At 54.5% G+C, this 14,599-nt stretch carries 16 protein-coding genes; 8 read left to right on the top strand and 8 right to left on the bottom strand.

Annotated elements, in window-relative coordinates; genetic code table 11:
* Positions 1–64: 64 nt before the first annotated feature.
* Entirely contained in the window at positions 65–973 is a 909-nt protein-coding gene (locus CIG75_RS04595; RefSeq protein ID WP_094235584.1) for a ComEC/Rec2 family competence protein, read from the bottom strand.
* 183 nt (positions 974–1,156) lie between these two features.
* On the opposite strand from CIG75_RS04595, the gene CIG75_RS04590 reads away from it, so the two are divergent.
* On the top strand, positions 1,157–1,387 hold the full coding sequence (locus CIG75_RS04590) for a DUF3006 domain-containing protein (protein WP_227874360.1): 231 nt from the start codon (positions 1,157–1,159) through the stop codon (positions 1,385–1,387).
* Between the two features lie 31 nt (positions 1,388–1,418).
* Here CIG75_RS04590 and CIG75_RS04585 read toward each other — a convergent pair whose 3' ends face one another.
* On the bottom strand, positions 1,419–2,678 hold the full coding sequence (locus CIG75_RS04585; RefSeq protein WP_094235583.1) for an MFS transporter: 1,260 nt from the start codon (positions 2,676–2,678) through the stop codon (positions 1,419–1,421).
* Between the two features lie 105 nt (positions 2,679–2,783).
* On the opposite strand from CIG75_RS04585, the gene tenA reads away from it, so the two are divergent.
* Complete coding sequence (tenA, locus tag CIG75_RS04580) at positions 2,784–3,464, top strand: thiaminase II (protein WP_094235582.1); 681 nt, start codon at positions 2,784–2,786, stop codon at positions 3,462–3,464.
* Between the two features lie 116 nt (positions 3,465–3,580).
* Positions 3,581–5,497, top strand: coding sequence for an ABC-F family ATP-binding cassette domain-containing protein (locus tag CIG75_RS04575; protein WP_094235581.1), 1,917 nt, complete (start codon positions 3,581–3,583; stop codon positions 5,495–5,497).
* Between the two features lie 170 nt (positions 5,498–5,667).
* Here the strand turns inward: CIG75_RS04575 and CIG75_RS04570 are convergent, their stop codons facing one another.
* From CIG75_RS04570 to proC, 3 genes are all read right to left on the bottom strand, one after another.
* Entirely contained in the window at positions 5,668–7,476 is a 1,809-nt protein-coding gene (locus CIG75_RS04570) for a DUF2334 domain-containing protein (protein WP_094235580.1), read from the bottom strand.
* Between the two features lie 315 nt (positions 7,477–7,791).
* Positions 7,792–8,106, bottom strand: coding sequence for a hypothetical protein (locus CIG75_RS04565; RefSeq protein ID WP_094235579.1), 315 nt, complete (start codon positions 8,104–8,106; stop codon positions 7,792–7,794).
* 4 nt (positions 8,107–8,110) lie between these two features.
* Positions 8,111–8,920 carry a pyrroline-5-carboxylate reductase gene (proC, locus tag CIG75_RS04560; RefSeq protein WP_094235578.1) on the bottom strand — a complete coding sequence of 270 codons (810 nt, stop codon included), beginning with the start codon at positions 8,918–8,920 and terminating at the stop codon, positions 8,111–8,113.
* Positions 8,921–9,039: 119 nt separating this feature from the next.
* Between proC and CIG75_RS04555 the strand changes: the two genes are divergently transcribed.
* The 4 genes from CIG75_RS04555 to CIG75_RS04540 all read left to right on the top strand — a co-directional run bounded on the left by CIG75_RS04555 (position 9,040) and on the right by CIG75_RS04540 (position 11,511).
* Complete coding sequence (locus CIG75_RS04555; protein ID WP_227874359.1) at positions 9,040–9,780, top strand: YwaF family protein; 741 nt, start codon at positions 9,040–9,042, stop codon at positions 9,778–9,780.
* Positions 9,781–9,886: 106 nt separating this feature from the next.
* On the top strand, positions 9,887–10,594 hold the full coding sequence (locus CIG75_RS04550; RefSeq protein ID WP_094235577.1) for a phosphopantothenoylcysteine decarboxylase domain-containing protein: 708 nt from the start codon (positions 9,887–9,889) through the stop codon (positions 10,592–10,594).
* Positions 10,578–11,084, top strand: coding sequence for a DUF6886 family protein (locus CIG75_RS04545; RefSeq protein WP_094235576.1), 507 nt, complete (start codon positions 10,578–10,580; stop codon positions 11,082–11,084). The genes CIG75_RS04550 and CIG75_RS04545 overlap by 17 nt, the downstream gene beginning before the upstream one ends.
* Before the next feature lie 16 nt (positions 11,085–11,100).
* Entirely contained in the window at positions 11,101–11,511 is a 411-nt protein-coding gene (locus tag CIG75_RS04540) for an NUDIX hydrolase (RefSeq protein ID WP_227874358.1), read from the top strand.
* Between the two features lie 232 nt (positions 11,512–11,743).
* Here the strand turns inward: CIG75_RS04540 and CIG75_RS04535 are convergent, their stop codons facing one another.
* The 3 genes from CIG75_RS04535 to CIG75_RS04530 form a co-directional block, all read right to left on the bottom strand.
* Complete coding sequence (locus CIG75_RS04535) at positions 11,744–12,271, bottom strand: GNAT family N-acetyltransferase (RefSeq protein WP_094235575.1); 528 nt, start codon at positions 12,269–12,271, stop codon at positions 11,744–11,746.
* Between the two features lie 113 nt (positions 12,272–12,384).
* Positions 12,385–12,525: a hypothetical protein gene (locus tag CIG75_RS20925; protein ID WP_172844410.1), complete on the bottom strand. Its 141-nt coding sequence runs from the start codon at positions 12,523–12,525 to the stop codon at positions 12,385–12,387.
* 74 nt (positions 12,526–12,599) lie between these two features.
* On the bottom strand, positions 12,600–12,926 hold the full coding sequence (locus CIG75_RS04530; RefSeq protein ID WP_227874357.1) for a thioredoxin family protein: 327 nt from the start codon (positions 12,924–12,926) through the stop codon (positions 12,600–12,602).
* A gap of 568 nt (positions 12,927–13,494) precedes the next feature.
* Here CIG75_RS04530 and CIG75_RS04525 point away from each other — a divergent pair.
* Positions 13,495–14,373 carry a GNAT family N-acetyltransferase gene (locus tag CIG75_RS04525; protein ID WP_094235574.1) on the top strand — a complete coding sequence of 293 codons (879 nt, stop codon included), beginning with the start codon at positions 13,495–13,497 and terminating at the stop codon, positions 14,371–14,373.
* Positions 14,374–14,599: the final 226 nt, after the last annotated feature.

Raw genomic sequence — 14,599 nt, 5'->3', positions numbered from 1 at the left:
TTTTGTCACGAAATAAAACAAAACCGCCTCGAATACGAGACGGTTTGTGGATCGATGCGTTGTGCTATTGCCACCAAGGCGATTGGTTGGCCGACCAATCTTTGCCGGTCGAAGTGAAGATGATCGTACCTTGCTGATCGGTGCGGAAAATTTTGATGCCTTGGGCTTTCAGTTTTTTGATCGTTTCTGCGTGCGGGTGGCCATACGAATTACCTTTGCCGTTGGAGATGACCGCGATCGACGGATTGACCTTTTTCAAAAAAGCATCGCTGGTCGAAGTGCGGGAACCGTGGTGACCCACTTTTAAAATGTTGGCCGACAGCGTTTGCCCAGAGTTGAGCATATCCGCTTCAGAAGCCTGCTCCGCATCACCTGTAAACAGTATGCTCGCCGTGCCATAGCTCAAGCGAATGACACCGGAGTAATCATTGGTAATCGAATAGGACGGGGCGACAGGAGCAACTAAGGTCGCCTGAAGTGACATGTCGTTCACCGTGCTGCTCACGATCTCGGTGTTCGCTTTGGCAGGCGTGATCGTCAGCCCCTTTGCTTTAGCCGCGCTGATCACATCGGTGTAGGTGACCGTGGTTTTGCTTTTGTTCGGCATATAGAGCTTGCCGATCGTAAAGTTTTTGATCACTTCGTCCAGACCGCCGATGTGATCTTCATCCGGATGCGTGCCGATCAAGTAATCGACGCGGCTGACTCCTTGGTCTTTTAAGTAGTTGACAACCTTTGCGCCATCTCCGTTTTTCCCCGCATCGATCATCATGTTTTGACCGTTTGGCAGTTGTATGAGGAAGGCGTCGGCCTGTCCGACATCGAGAACGTGTACCTGCAATTGCAGGTCGGATGCAACAGATTCCTGTTCGGTTTCCGTTTTAACTTGTGGTAGGTTGCAGCCGCTGACAACCACGACGAGCAGGGCCAACAGTACCAGCAAGGAGCGTTGCAGGTTGCGGAAAATCCCCATTTTCAGTAAATCCTCCGATGGATAATATTGTTTTAGATCGTAAAACGATAAACTTCATTTTACCACAGGCTGGCTGGGCTGGTTCAAAAAAACAACGCCCGCACGACGCAGACGAATTTTAGTAAACGGTTCGACTTTCGCAGGCAGAGCATGTTATGCTCGGAGTCACGGAGGTGTTTTGTGATGGACAATTCTTTGCAAGGACTTTGCATCATCGACCGTTTTGAAGAAGCGTATGCAGTGATCGAGTTTGAAGGCCGCAGCACGTTCGATCTGCCCCGTTCGCTGCTCCCAGCAGGTGCGGCAGAAGGCGATGTCCTCCGCTTGGCGATCACGATCGACCATGAGGAGACCAAACGCCGCCAGGAGCAGGCCGAAGCGATGCTCCAAGAGCTCATGAAGACTGAGGAATAGAGAAGCCCTGCCAGTTTTGGCAGGGTTTTGCTTACGAGATACCCTCTACTGGTGCGGGCTGCGTCGGGCGGACGTCTCTCTTCTTCATATAGATCAGGAAGGCGATCGCCGTCAGTACCAGCATCACGCCGGAAAAAGCAAACACCGCACCGATGCCCAACCATCGTCCAAGCGCCACGCCGAGCATCGGAGCTGACAAAAGCATCACGCCCTGCATCGCATTGGAGACGGAGAACACGCGCCCCATCAATTCAGGCGGTGTTTCAGACTGTAAGATGTAGCCAAATGGCACCGCATTACCAGCGCCAAGAGCACCGACCAACAAGCAGACCACACACCAAAACGCGATGCTACCATTGATGATCCCCATTCCACCGAGACCGATCACCACCACCATCGATCCTCCGAACAAGAGGGCAAAACACATCATGTGCAGCGGGTTGCGTTTCCACCACGTCCACTGTCCAGACAACAGCGCCCCAGCCACCGCTCCGATCCCAAACGAACTGACGATCAGCCCGTACCCGACTTGTCCAAGTTGCAAGGCGAGCGTGAGCGGTGCGAAAAACGCATCGTACAAAAAGACGAAAAAGAGGTTGAGCGCAGCCAACGTGATCGCGACCATCATGATCCGTTTTTTCCGCACATGCTGGATGCCTTCCTTTAATTCCCGCCAGAAATTTTTCTCCTCTTGCTTGCCCTCAACTGTTGCCAGCTTCACGTTTGGCAAGCGCAGCAGGAAAATCAACGCAATTCCGTACAGGATCGCTTCGGTCACAAACACGTAGGTCGGCGACGCCACCGCCATCAACAGGCCGCCGATCGTCGGACCGAGAATTTTGGTCGCATTGGAGCACATTTGGCTGAGCGCGGTCGCTTCGGCCAGTTCTGCTTCTGGCACCACCTGTCGAAACAACCCTTGGCGCGCCGGATCAAACAGCACGCTAAACACCGTCTTGGCAAACACCAAAGCCAAGAGCACCGGAAGATTCGGAGCGAAGATAAAGCCGATCACCACCGCAATTCGCAACAGCGTACAGATCAGCATCACCGGCTTGCGCGGCAGGCGGTCGGCCCACACCCCGAGCAGTGGCCCCAAAAATACCCAGGGTACGGCCACCGCCAAATCGATCGCCGCGTTGGCGATGATGTCCATCTTCCAATGGTAGGCGACGAGCAGATTTAATGCGATAATATCAAACCAGTTCCCCGTGTCCGAAAACACCTGTGCCGAAAACAGCGTCCGAAACGACCTTTGCTTGAGCGGGGTAAAAATTGTTTGCTTTTTCATGCCCGGACAACCCTTTCCTAATTCGTCTCTCCATTGTAATGCAATTTGTTTTATTCTTGTAGGAGGGAATCATCCTAAGATTGTAAACCTAAGGAGGATCATTACATGAAATTTAGCGAAATGTTGCGCGCCAAAGCTTCTGCAAGCTGGGAGGGCAGCTTCGACCACCCCTTCATCACAGGAATCGCAGATGGCAGTCTTCCCTTAGAATCTTTTAAATACTACATCCTCAACGACGCCTACTACCTGTCGATCTACGCCAAAGTGCAAGCGCTCGGTGCAGCAAGAGCAAACGATCTCTACACCGCATCACGCATGGCGGCTCACGCGCAAGGCACCTATGAGGCAGAATTATCGCTCCATGAGAACTTCTCTGCCCGCCTTGGTATCAGTCAAGAAGAGCATGCCGCATTCAAGCCGGCTCCGACCGCCTATGCTTACACCACTCACCTGCTGTCTGTCGGCTACACGGGTACGCTCGGTGAAATCATCGCCGCCATTCTCCCCTGCTACTGGTTGTACGCGGAGATCGGTCAGCGCTTGCAAGGCGCAACGCCCGATCAGCCGATCTATCATGAATGGATTCAGGCTTACGGCGGCGATTGGTTTGACACGCTCGTCAAAGAGCAGATCGACCGCCTCGACCAGCTTGCCGAACTGGCATCGCCCGAAGAACGTGCCCGTATGGAACAACATTTCTTGATCTCGTCGCAATATGAACTCTCTTTCTGGGGCATGGCCTATTCGTTGGAACAATGGCCCGCTCCCACAGTCGAAATTCTGTAACGATCACGACCCGCAAACGGTGTGCTGCACGAATGGGCTAACCGATGCGGGTTTTTTCATGCTAAACTGTAGACAGTACACGCTACAAAAATGCACACAAGAAAAGGTTGAGATACATGAATCTCGTTTCTGTCATCGGACTCACCAAAACATACGGCGAAAAAGTTCTGTTTCAAGACCTCACCTTCGGCGTTGACCAAGGCGACCGCATCGGACTGATCGGCGTCAACGGCACCGGCAAGTCCACGCTGCTCAAAGCGATCGCAGGCGTCGAACAGGCCGACTCTGGCCAGATTGTCACCGCCAACGGCACCACGATCGAATACCTGCCACAAAACCCAATTTTTGATGATCAACTCACCGTCCTGCAATCGGTTTTCCAAGCTAGTTCCCCACTGCTGCGTCTGCTTGGCGACTATGAGCAGTTGCTGGCCGATCTAGAACTGCGTCCAGAAGACCAAGCCCTGCAAGCGCGCCTCGTCAAACTCTCCCAAGAGATGGATGCAGGCAATGCTTGGGAACTGGAAGCCAACGCCAAAACGATTCTCAATCGCTTGGGCATCACCGATTACAGCGCCATCGTCGGCACGCTTTCCGGTGGGCAGCGCAAGCGCGTCGCGATGGCCCGCGCTTTGATCCGCCCGTCCGACCTGCTGATTCTCGACGAGCCGACCAACCATATCGACAACGAAACGGTCGAGTGGCTGGAAAGCTATTTGGCGAAAAGCAAATCGGCCCTGCTCTTGATCACGCATGACCGCTATTTCCTCGATCGCGTCACCAATCGCATCATCGAGTTGGACAAAGGCAACTTGTACAACTACCAAGGCAATTACGCCTCTTTCCTCGAGCACAAAGCGGCACGCGAAGAACAGGCGCTGGCCAGCGAAGACAAGCGTCAAAACCTGCTCCGCCGTGAACTGGCTTGGCTTCATCGCGGCGCGAAAGCTCGTACCACCAAACAGAAAGCCCGTGTCGAATTTGCCGAAAACCTTCGCGATCAAAAGGTAGAGAAAGCGGCGAGCAAGATGGACATCGCCATCGGTTCACAACGCCTCGGCAATAAAGTGTTCGAACTGGAACACATCAGCAAGGCTTATGATGGCCGCACCTTGATCTCCGACTTCTCCTACTTGATCGGCCCGCGCGACCGCATCGGCATCATCGGCAAGAACGGTAGCGGCAAATCGACCCTGATGGACATCATCGCTGGCAACCTCACGCCTGACAGCGGCACAGTTGACACTGGCACCACCGTCAAGCTCGCCTACTACACGCAGGAGAGCATCGAGATGAACGAAGAACTGCGCGTGATCGAATACATCCGTGAAGCGGCCCCTTACATCCGCACAAGCGATGGCGAAACGATTTCGGCTGGCCAGATGCTGGAGCGCTTTTTGTTCTCGCCAAGCGCACAATGGACGCCGATCGCCAAACTTTCTGGCGGTGAGAAGCGCCGACTCTACCTGTTGCGCACACTGATGGACGAACCGAACGTCCTGCTGCTGGACGAGCCGACCAACGATCTCGACATCCAGACGCTGACGATCCTCGAAGATTATTTGGACCATTTTGACGGCACTGTCGTCACCGTCTCCCATGACCGTTACTTTCTCGATCGCGTGGTAGACAAGTTGATCTGCTTTGAAGGGAACGCCCACATCCGCACCTACATGGGGATGTACTCCGAGTACCAGGCGGAACGCGAAACCACCCTCCCCGACAAAGAAAAACCTGTCAAAGCAAAAGCGGTCAGCAAAGCTCCCGCAGACGACCAGCCTGCGAAAAAGCTCAAGTTCACCTACAAAGAGCAAAAAGAGTTTGAGACGATCGAGGAACGCATCGCCGAAATCGAAGCGCAGATCGAATCCGTCCAAGCTGAACTCGCAAAAGGCGGCACCGATTACACCCATCTGCAAAAGCTGACCGACCAAGAGCAACAACTGCAAAACGACCTCGAAGCGGCAGTCGAACGCTGGGCCGAACTGAACGAAGTCGCCGAAGAGATCGAACGCAACAAAGCGAAAGCCTGACCGCTCACCGTGCGGACAAGCTCGGACCTGTCCTGTACGAATGATCTCCTCATTTCCCAGAGGAGTCTGTCCGATCCTTTCGCAAACAAAGAGCGCAGTGGACCGCTGAATGGCCCTGCGCTCTTTTGATTGGTCAGGCCTGTTCGAACTGCGCCGCACACCGAGTGCTTTCAGTCCCATCCAGACTTTGTTTTGCCCAGCACCGAGACGGCAAAATCGAGCGTGCCTCCATGCAACAACGGGTGCCGAGCGCAGACGCCAGCCCGACCGTCGCGCGTCCAGGTCCCGACCAGCGGCACCATCCCCTGCTCTGCCGCCCACGGTTGCAGCACCGCCTCTACTGGCACCAACTTGCGATCTGTGCTGCGTGCGATTTGCCAGTCACCGCGCTCCGGGTTGACCACAAGCACATCATCTTTCCCATCACCGTCAAAATCTCCGAGCAACACGGTCCAATCCGCACCGACCGCCCAATGCTCCAGCCACGGCGGGTCGCTGAACTGCAAGCGGGTGCCTCGAAACACGCCGACCTGCCACGTTCCTGTGCGGGGGTGCCAAAGCACCCATTCATCCCGCCCGTCACCGTCCACATCGCCAAACTGCGCCACCCACTCGCAATCGATATGTCCGATCGCACCAGTTTGAAGCGGACGGAACGTGCTCCCCTCGCTCACAGCGAGAAACCATTCGCCCGACCGCTTGTTCCAGACGGCAAGATCATCGCGCCCGTCACCGTTCCAATCGCAGAGAAACGCTTCCCACGATCCTCCGCTAGCGAATCCTTCCAACCACAGCTCCTGTTGGCCAAGACGCACACCGTCACTCAGCGCCACTTGCCACCTGCCAGCATCTGCGTCCCACAGCACGAGATCGTCCTTGCCATCTCCGTTCACATCGCCGATCAGCGCGCGTCCCTTCCCACCGTCCGTAGCGACCAGCCGCGGTTCAAACGGCGCGCTTTGCCGACAGGGGTACATGCCCAAACTGCCGAACGCCGCATACCAATTCCCCGACTTTGGCTCCCTGACCAGCAGTTCGGTGACCCCATCCCCGTTCAGATCGGCAGTCAACACTTCGAGCCCTGGGAAAAAGTCGGTCTGGCGCATCGACGGAACGAGGCTGACCATAGACAACAGCGGAACAAAGTGGAACGACTGTTGCTGAAAGCACCGCACCAAGCGATGCAAATAGGATCGCTCATCATACACCACCCGCCCCTGCACCTTGCGAATAAAGGGAAATTCCAGATACGGATGATAGAAAAATCCAGCGAGGTCCTGCTCCTGAAAGCGCTTGATCTCCGTACACATCCGGTTCAAGTCTTGCTCCGGTTTGCTCGCATCCAGATAATACAGCGGGGTCGGCACATACACGGCACCACGATAGAGCGGAGTATCCGTATCGTGGATCACCCGACGATACATCTCGCCGCTGTGCGGATCATTTTCAAAAAACAATCCTGTCCACGCTTCCAGCACCCGCCGCTGAGTCGGCGATGCGGTATAGTGTGGCGCTTCAAACCAATCGACATCAAGCCCCGATGCGAACACCGCCAAGAAACCCTGCCGCATCCGCTCCGACGCATAGGCCCGTTCAAATGCACCGCGCTCCTGAAACGACCGTTTTGCATCGTCTGGTGGGCAGTCGCTAGCACATCCTCGATAAGCAAATTCAAATCCGTCCCCCGACACCGCCTGCCCATATTGATGACGGTATCCATGCATGCCGAGCGACCCGCCACTCTTTTGTAGATATCGCATGGTCGCAAGAAATGTCTGCACATACGGGTCGCGACGGTCAGCGATCGATTTGTCATAGCCGGTCTGTGGATTGACGAACCGCGGAATCATCGCCACATGAAACGGCACGTCGGACGACGACAAAAAGTCGGCGATCACCCGCAGTTTCCACAGGCTTTCCTCCGACTCATAATGTCCGCCTGGCCCTACATCCTCCAAGCGCAGCAGCGCTTTTTTCATCCCAGATCACCTCATCTGCGTTCGCTTTACCAGCCTATGCGAACCAGATGCGATTGGGGAGACGTCTACGCGATTTCAAGTGCTGCTATGATTCTTGATTGCAACGGCACTGACAGTTGCAGCGTTGTTGCAAGACCGAGCGATGCAGATACACATCGCCTTCTTCCTGTGCGGTTACGGTCAGTTCCTACAGACCCTTCAACCGCTCATAGCCCCACCAACTGCCAAAAAGCAGCGGGATGCGCTCAGTTGCTAATACCGCTTGGTCATTCGTCATTCGTCATTCGTCATTCGTCATTCGTCATTCGTCATTCGTCATTCGTCGTACCTTGCGTCCTCCTCGCGGGTGATGCCTTCGACGATCAATTCCAATTCCGTCTCAAAATTTAGCATCAACGGCGCTGGCAGTTCTTCGTATAGCTCAGCAAGCCATGGCAACGCCATCGCCGCATCGACCGTGCGTGGTTTTGGCTCCGCAGTCACCAGCCACTCCTGCAGTTCCTCGATGAATCGGTAAAATGAGCTTTGAAAACGATCGGCATCATCGCCCGCACTGTCCATGTCGCTCGACTGCATCGTATTCCAGTTGGCGATCATCTCGTCATACGCTGCTTGAATCTTGTCGATCATCGCACTACTCCTTTGCCATCTCTTTGGCACGTGCATTGGTCGCCTCTACAGCCGACTTGAGCAACGCCGGAAACTCGCGCTCTTCCATCACGCGAAGCCCCGCTGCCGTCGCCCCGCCCGGCGTTGTGACACCATCTCGCAAAATGGCGGGCGACTGGCCTTGTTGGAGCATCAACGCCGATCCGTAGAACATGCCGACGATCATCCGACGCGCCTGTTCCTCAGACACGCCAAACTCACGTGCCGTCTCTTCCAGCACCTCAGCAAAGCGATATAAAAAGGCTGGAGCAGATCCTGTCACCGCCGTCAGTTGGTGAATCTGCTCTTCGGTGCACTCCTCATAGATGCCGATGCCATCGAGGATCATTTCCAGCACCGCTTTGTGCTCCGCCTTGACCGCTTGACCATACGTGTACAACGAAACCGAAGCGCCGAGTGATGCGGCCGTGTTTGGCATCACCCAGGCCACAGGCGTGCCTGCGGGCAGATGCTGTTCCATCATCCCTGTCCCTATGCCTGCCGCCACCGTGAACACAAACTGCCCGTTCACCAGCGGCCCCAGTTCGATCAGCGACTCGCGAACCTGACCCGGCTTCATCGCCAACACGATCGTATCCGCTTTCTCCACCTGCGCCCGCCAGTCGTTCGTCGCGGTCACACCATACTTGTCGCGCAGTTCCGCCAAACGCTCCTGATTCGAGCGGTTGGTGACGATGATCTCCTCAATGTTCTCTCGCTTTCGTGTCAACAGTCCGGACAGGATCGCTTCCGCCATCCGGCCAGCGCCTAAAAATAAGATCGTTTGCTTTTTCATCCGTGCACGCCCCCTTTTCAACCTATTGTCTTATAAAGCAGGAATGAATGGCAAGCCTGTACAATAATAGGTTGTAAAGAATTGAGGTGAAAGGTTGTAAAGAATTGAGGTGAAGATAATTGTTTGAATTTTTTGATATAAGTGGAACGGACGAGCCGTTTGTGATGTTTTCTTTTGGGCATCTCTTCTCATTATTTCTTATTTTCACAGCGATTGTCTTCCTCTATCGGTACCGCGACAAGTTGAAACAGGAGCGGGTGAACCGCTTGACGCGCTACTGTTTGGCCGGGCTGTTGCTGTTGTCCGACCTCGCGTTGAACGTCTGGTTTCTCGTCGAAGGGTCTTGGACGCTCGACTACAATCTGCCGCTGCAACTCTGTACGATTTCGTTGTATCTATCGGCGTTCATGCTGATCACGCGCAGTCTGGCGCTATTCGAATTCGCCTTTCTGATCGGGATTGGCGGCGCGTTGCAAGCGCTGTTGACACCCGATCTCGGGCACTTCTCCTACCCGCATTTTCGCACGTATCAGTTTTTCATCGCGCACGGTGCGATCCTGGTGGCCGGGTTCTACATGGTGTTTGTCGAAGGATTCCGCCCAACGCTGCACTCGATCTGGCGGTCGATCTTGATGCTGAACATCATCGCTCTCTTGGTCGGGCTTGCCAATTGGCTGACCGGAGGCAACTACATGTTCCTCGCACACAAGCCAGGCGCCGCATCACTGTTAGATCTGCTCGGGCCGTGGCCGTACTACATCATCTGGCTCGAAGCGGTGGTGTTGGTGTCGGTGTTGCTCTTCTATCTGCCGTTTGGCGTGCAAGATTTCAGACGCAAACGAAAAGGGAGCGGGAATTGATTCCCCTCTCTTTTCTAGGTGAAGACGGTTCGTCCAGCGCTGCGTTACCCACAGCTTGGAAGTGTATACAAGGGGTGATATAGTAGATTTCGTGGAGGGGATCGATTTGACAACGTTACATAACAAAACCATTCTCATCACCAGCGGCGGCACGTTGGAAAAATGGGACGAAGTGCGCGGCCACACCAACCTCGCGCGCGGCACGATGGGCTGTTATCTGGCCGAAACAGCTTTGGATCTTGGCGCCAAAGTCATCTATTTGCATGGCTATTTTGCCAAGGTGCCCAAGAGCCATCCCAACCTGCGCCTGTTGCCGTTTCTTGGGATTGAAAACCTCACCGATCAACTGCGGAGCACACTGACTGCCGAGCAGATCGACGCTGTGATCATGACGGCTGCCGTGTCCGACTGGATCGTGGACAAGATGCTCGATCAGGACGGCAATCTGATCACCGATACAGGCAAGATCTCCAGCGACAACCCGCCGATCGTCCATTTCAAAAAAGCGCCCAAAGTGATCACCCAGATCAAAGCGTGGCAACCTGCTACATTTCTCGTCGGCTTCAAACTTGAGCACAACGCCGACCCGGACTATTTGCTAGAGCGCTCCCGCCTGCGCATGGACGCGTGGCGCGCCGACCTTGTCGTCGCCAATGCATCTCATTCGCTGTACACCGAAACGACACCGCACTACATCGTCCCGCGCCAAGGCGAAGTCGAAGTCTGCGCGGACAAAAAAACGACCGCCCACAAGCTGTTGGACAGACTGAGCCAGCAAGGTAGAGAGGCCGTTTCACATGATGTATCATTTTAGCGAGGACGACTCGATTCGACATTTTATACCGCGCCAGCATCCAGCGCACCCGAACTTACCAGCGATGGTCTGGGCGATCGATGAGCTGCGCGCGCCGCTTTATTTTTTCCCACGTGACTGCCCGCGCGTCGCCTTTTGGCCCACAGCGAACACTTCGGCGGAAGATCGTCAACGCTTCCACGCCCAAACGTCCGCTCGCAAGGTGATCGCCATCGAAAGCGGCTGGCTGGAAAAGATGCAAAGCACCAAACTCTACGTCTATCACATGCCCGCTGACACGTTCACCTGTAGAGAGGACGGACCTGGCTACTTCACTTCCCTCCTCCCGGTCACGCCACAACGTGTCGAACCGGTCGGCAACCTGCTCGCCCGTCTCTGTGCTGCCGACGTCGAATTGCGCCTGACACCGTCCCTGTTTCCACTGCATGATACACTGCTTCAGACGACCTTGCATTTTTCGATGATCCGGATGCGCAATGCGCTCCGTTAAGAGGGGGACTTGATCCATGTTTGAAAAAGGACTGACCCGCGATGATGTCGCCTACGTACTGATCCACAACGCCGAGACCGACCAAGTGCTGATGGTGCATAACGAAACGTACTGGGGGCTCCCCGGCGGTAAGCGTGAAGACGGCGAAACCCTGATCGAAGCGGCAAGACGTGAAGCCAAAGAGGAGACGGGCTTCGATGTCGCAGTCGGCAACCTCGTACACGTCTCCGAACGTCACATTCGCGGCAAGCACGTGCTGTTCGTCACCTTCCTTGCAGAGATAACCGGGGGAGAAATCAGCACGGAAGACTCCGAAATCCAAAGCGTCGAATGGAAGTCGATTGCCGAAGCGGAAGCATTGATGCCCTTTATGCAGGACATCCGCCCATTGTTGACCAACTTCGCACGCTATGCGGTCGAAGAATAAAGGCTCCCGGCTGGGAGCCTTTTTCACCGCTTTTCATCTCACAGTTCGCTGAGGCGCTTCGCCCCGTCGATCCTCGCTTCTGCCAAGCTCGCCCGATTACGCATTTGGTAGATGCGACCCATGTCCACGTACACAGGCAACCGCGGGCCAAAAGAGAGCCAGCAAGAACCTCCGCCTGCTTCACATCCATGAAAAATCGTCCCCTGTCGCAACGGGCAAGCTGACGCGCATTCTACAGATCATCCTCATTGAGGATCGCCAGCACCTGATGATCCTCCCACTTGCCGTTGATCTTCACGTTTTTCCTCGCAATGCCCTCTTTCTGAAAACCGGCTCGCTCCAGCACTTTGATCGAACCGAGATTGTGCGGCATCACGCCAGCTTCGATTCGATGCAAGCCAAGCGTCTGAAAACCGTACTCGACCGCCAACCGAACCGCTGCGCTCATATAGCCTTTACCATTGTGCTGTTCGTCGAGATAATAGCCGATGAAGCAACTTTGCAACGCCCCGCGCAGCACATCCATCAAGGTCACCGTCCCGATCAATTCACCGCTCTCCTTGAGGTAGATCCCAAACGCGTAGTGTTGATCCAACTCTCGCTTCGCCAAGTTGTTTTCGATGCCTTTCAGCTGACCGTCCAACGTATAAAGCTCTTCCGCCCGCGTCGGCAAAAACGGCTTAAAAAACTCCCGGTTCCGCAGATTCAGCGCCAACAAACCTTCCGCGTCAGACAGTTCCAACAGCTTGATTCGAATCATGTTCAGTTCCTCCTTTTGGCGTGGAAATTAAGAAACCACAGGCACCTGCCTGTGGCGTTCCGCTCGAAAAAAACCACAGGCCAGCAACCCGTGGTCTGATCTCCACATGTACCTTATTGCATGCGAAGAGACGGCGACGAGTCGCAAAAGTATCCGTTTTTGGACAGACTGCTCCCGTGGTTCGCATATGCAAAGAAAACGGCGGTCGAGTACCCAATCCCTTTTGACAAAGACTGCAACGATTTTTTCTTCAAGATTGAGCACCTCCTCTCCATTTTCATACACCAGCGTACCATAAACGCCACCTTCAGAATAGCGATCTTTTTGCTCACGCTTCGCTCAAAGCCTGCAAGACCGCCTCCACTTTATCTACCAACACAAAGCGCGCCTGGCGATGTACCTCTTTTCCATGGAGAAACAGCAAGATCGTCGGGGCTGTAAACACGAGAAACTCCCCGGCAATACTGGGCGATTCATCTGCAGAAACGACCGCCGCTTGGACTTGAGGAAACTGCTCAAGCAGCCGCTCCGTCTTTTCATAGATAACATCGCAGACTCCGCAATTGACCGTTTTGATCAACAATAGAGTTTGCTCATGAGCATGGAGGTGTGCTTGGACCTCTTGCAATCCGATCAGATGTTTCACTTTGATCACCCTTTGTTTCCTTGTTCAAACCGATTTGCATCGTGTTTCATCAGCTAGATACTGGCATAGCGACCGAAAAGAATGGTGCCACCCAAACGACTGCTCCCGTTTCATATCGGTCGTCCGATCAGGAGATGAACTTCATCATAGCACACACCAGGGAAAAGGTTCCAGATTGCATATGCAGATCGTTGTCTCCCATTAAAAAACCGCCGAGAACGTCTCAGCAGTTCATCGATCACAGATCCTGTCCGTCTTCGGCCATTGTGTGCAGAGCCGCGCATTTCCCGCGCAATAACGCTAACTCCATGATGCACGCAACCACGTGCAGACCTGCTTGGATGAGGCACTTGGTACAAATGCGGATCGCATGACGGTCGAGAAGCCGTCCGCTACATAACATTCTGCTGTTCCATTAAGCGCTTCCCCCCGTTGATCATCCATTCGGCCAAGCCCGCCTTCCAAGTGAAAATTATGCTACGTCCACAACGAGATGTGCAAATCGCCGTTATCATTGGAAAATTCGCTCATCCCTTGCTATACTACCTATATTTATTCTGACAAGGGGGCTATCTGAATGAGTCAGTTGGAGTTTCTCCATTCCTACAGCGATCAGTCGGCACAACGGGCCAGTTTGATCGGCCTGTTTCAATCTGCGTTCGGCATCCCGCCCGAATTTTTTGCAGATTTATTGGAAAAAGGCTTTTGGAACCCTAGCTATCGACCGCTGTCCTTTTTTGCAGAAGGCAATGCGGTTGCCAACATCAGCTTGTTCGATTTCCCGATCCGCCTCGAGGGAAAAACGGTGCGTGCGGCAGGTATCCAATCGGTGATGACTCATCCCGATCATCGCGGGCAAGGGCTGATCCGGCGGTTGTTTGATGAACTGTTTCAAAGGTGTGAAGCACAGTACGAGCTGTTTTTCCTCTATGCACGCGACCATGAAATGTATGAAAAGTTCGGATTCCGCTTGGTGCCGCAAAGCCATTTTTGCTGTGACAACATCACGCGAGCGCCTGACTCTTTTACACCGCTGCGAGCGCTTAACGTGCACAATGCAGAGGACAGTCGGCTGCTGAAAAACCTATTTGCGACACGCCGCCCCGTATCGGATGTCCTCGGGCCGATCAATCACAGCTCTTCGTTCTTCTTCGCCCTGCTCGCTGATGCGGAGATCGAGATTGCCTATTTGCCCGACCAAGCTGCTGCGATCGCCTACAGCTTACAAGACGGAGTGCTCCACCTGTACGACATCGTGAGCCAGCAGATTCCCAGCCTCGCTGTCATTCTCAGCTGCTTGCCGACAGCGGTTGAGCGGGTCGAAGTGTATTTTACTCCCGATCAGTTGCAAACCGAATATACCGCACTGGAATTGACGACCGACGCAAAGCTCATGGTGCGCGGATCGTTTCCAGAGAGGCTGATCTTTCAACCTCCGCCAACTGCCGAGTTTTAGCGATTCATCGCGGCAGATTCACCTCCCGCAGGCTACGCGAACGCCGTCAGTCCGCATTTGCGGTGCCGGGCAGGGGGCGATGCTTACGATTCGTTCGGGTTCAGAATTGCCATCAGATGATGATCTTCCTACTCATCGCAGCCGATTCATCTCCCGCAGGCTACGCGAACGCCGTCAGTCCGCATTTGCGGTGCCGGGCAGGGGGCGATGTTTACGATTCGTTCGG

This window comes from Tumebacillus algifaecis, from assembly GCF_002243515.1.
GTDB classification, from domain to species: domain Bacteria; phylum Bacillota; class Bacilli; order Tumebacillales; family Tumebacillaceae; genus Tumebacillus_A; species Tumebacillus_A algifaecis.
Note: the sequence above shows the minus strand (reverse complement) of the source record. Positions and strands in the feature narration are given on the sequence as shown.

Bases quoted from the DNA above. Each gene is read 5' to 3' on its own strand.
- CIG75_RS04540 (WP_227874358.1), top strand. From the start codon at position 11,101: ATGTTTGAAAAAGGACTGACCCGCGATGATGTCGCCTACGTACTGATC.
- CIG75_RS04525 (WP_094235574.1), top strand. From the start codon at position 13,495: ATGAGTCAGTTGGAGTTTCTCCATTCCTACAGCGATCAGTCGGCACAA.
- CIG75_RS04535 (WP_094235575.1), bottom strand. From the start codon at position 12,271: ATGATTCGAATCAAGCTGTTGGAACTGTCTGACGCGGAAGGTTTGTTG.
- CIG75_RS04565 (WP_094235579.1), bottom strand. From the start codon at position 8,106: ATGATCGACAAGATTCAAGCAGCGTATGACGAGATGATCGCCAACTGG.
- CIG75_RS04585 (WP_094235583.1), bottom strand. From the start codon at position 2,678: ATGAAAAAGCAAACAATTTTTACCCCGCTCAAGCAAAGGTCGTTTCGG.
- proC (WP_094235578.1), bottom strand. From the start codon at position 8,920: ATGAAAAAGCAAACGATCTTATTTTTAGGCGCTGGCCGGATGGCGGAA.
- tenA (WP_094235582.1), top strand. From the start codon at position 2,784: ATGAAATTTAGCGAAATGTTGCGCGCCAAAGCTTCTGCAAGCTGGGAG.
- CIG75_RS04570 (WP_094235580.1), bottom strand. From the start codon at position 7,476: ATGAAAAAAGCGCTGCTGCGCTTGGAGGATGTAGGGCCAGGCGGACAT.
- CIG75_RS04590 (WP_227874360.1), top strand. From the start codon at position 1,157: ATGGACAATTCTTTGCAAGGACTTTGCATCATCGACCGTTTTGAAGAA.
- CIG75_RS04595 (WP_094235584.1), bottom strand. From the start codon at position 973: ATGGGGATTTTCCGCAACCTGCAACGCTCCTTGCTGGTACTGTTGGCC.
- CIG75_RS04575 (WP_094235581.1), top strand. From the start codon at position 3,581: ATGAATCTCGTTTCTGTCATCGGACTCACCAAAACATACGGCGAAAAA.
- CIG75_RS04545 (WP_094235576.1), top strand. From the start codon at position 10,578: ATGATGTATCATTTTAGCGAGGACGACTCGATTCGACATTTTATACCG.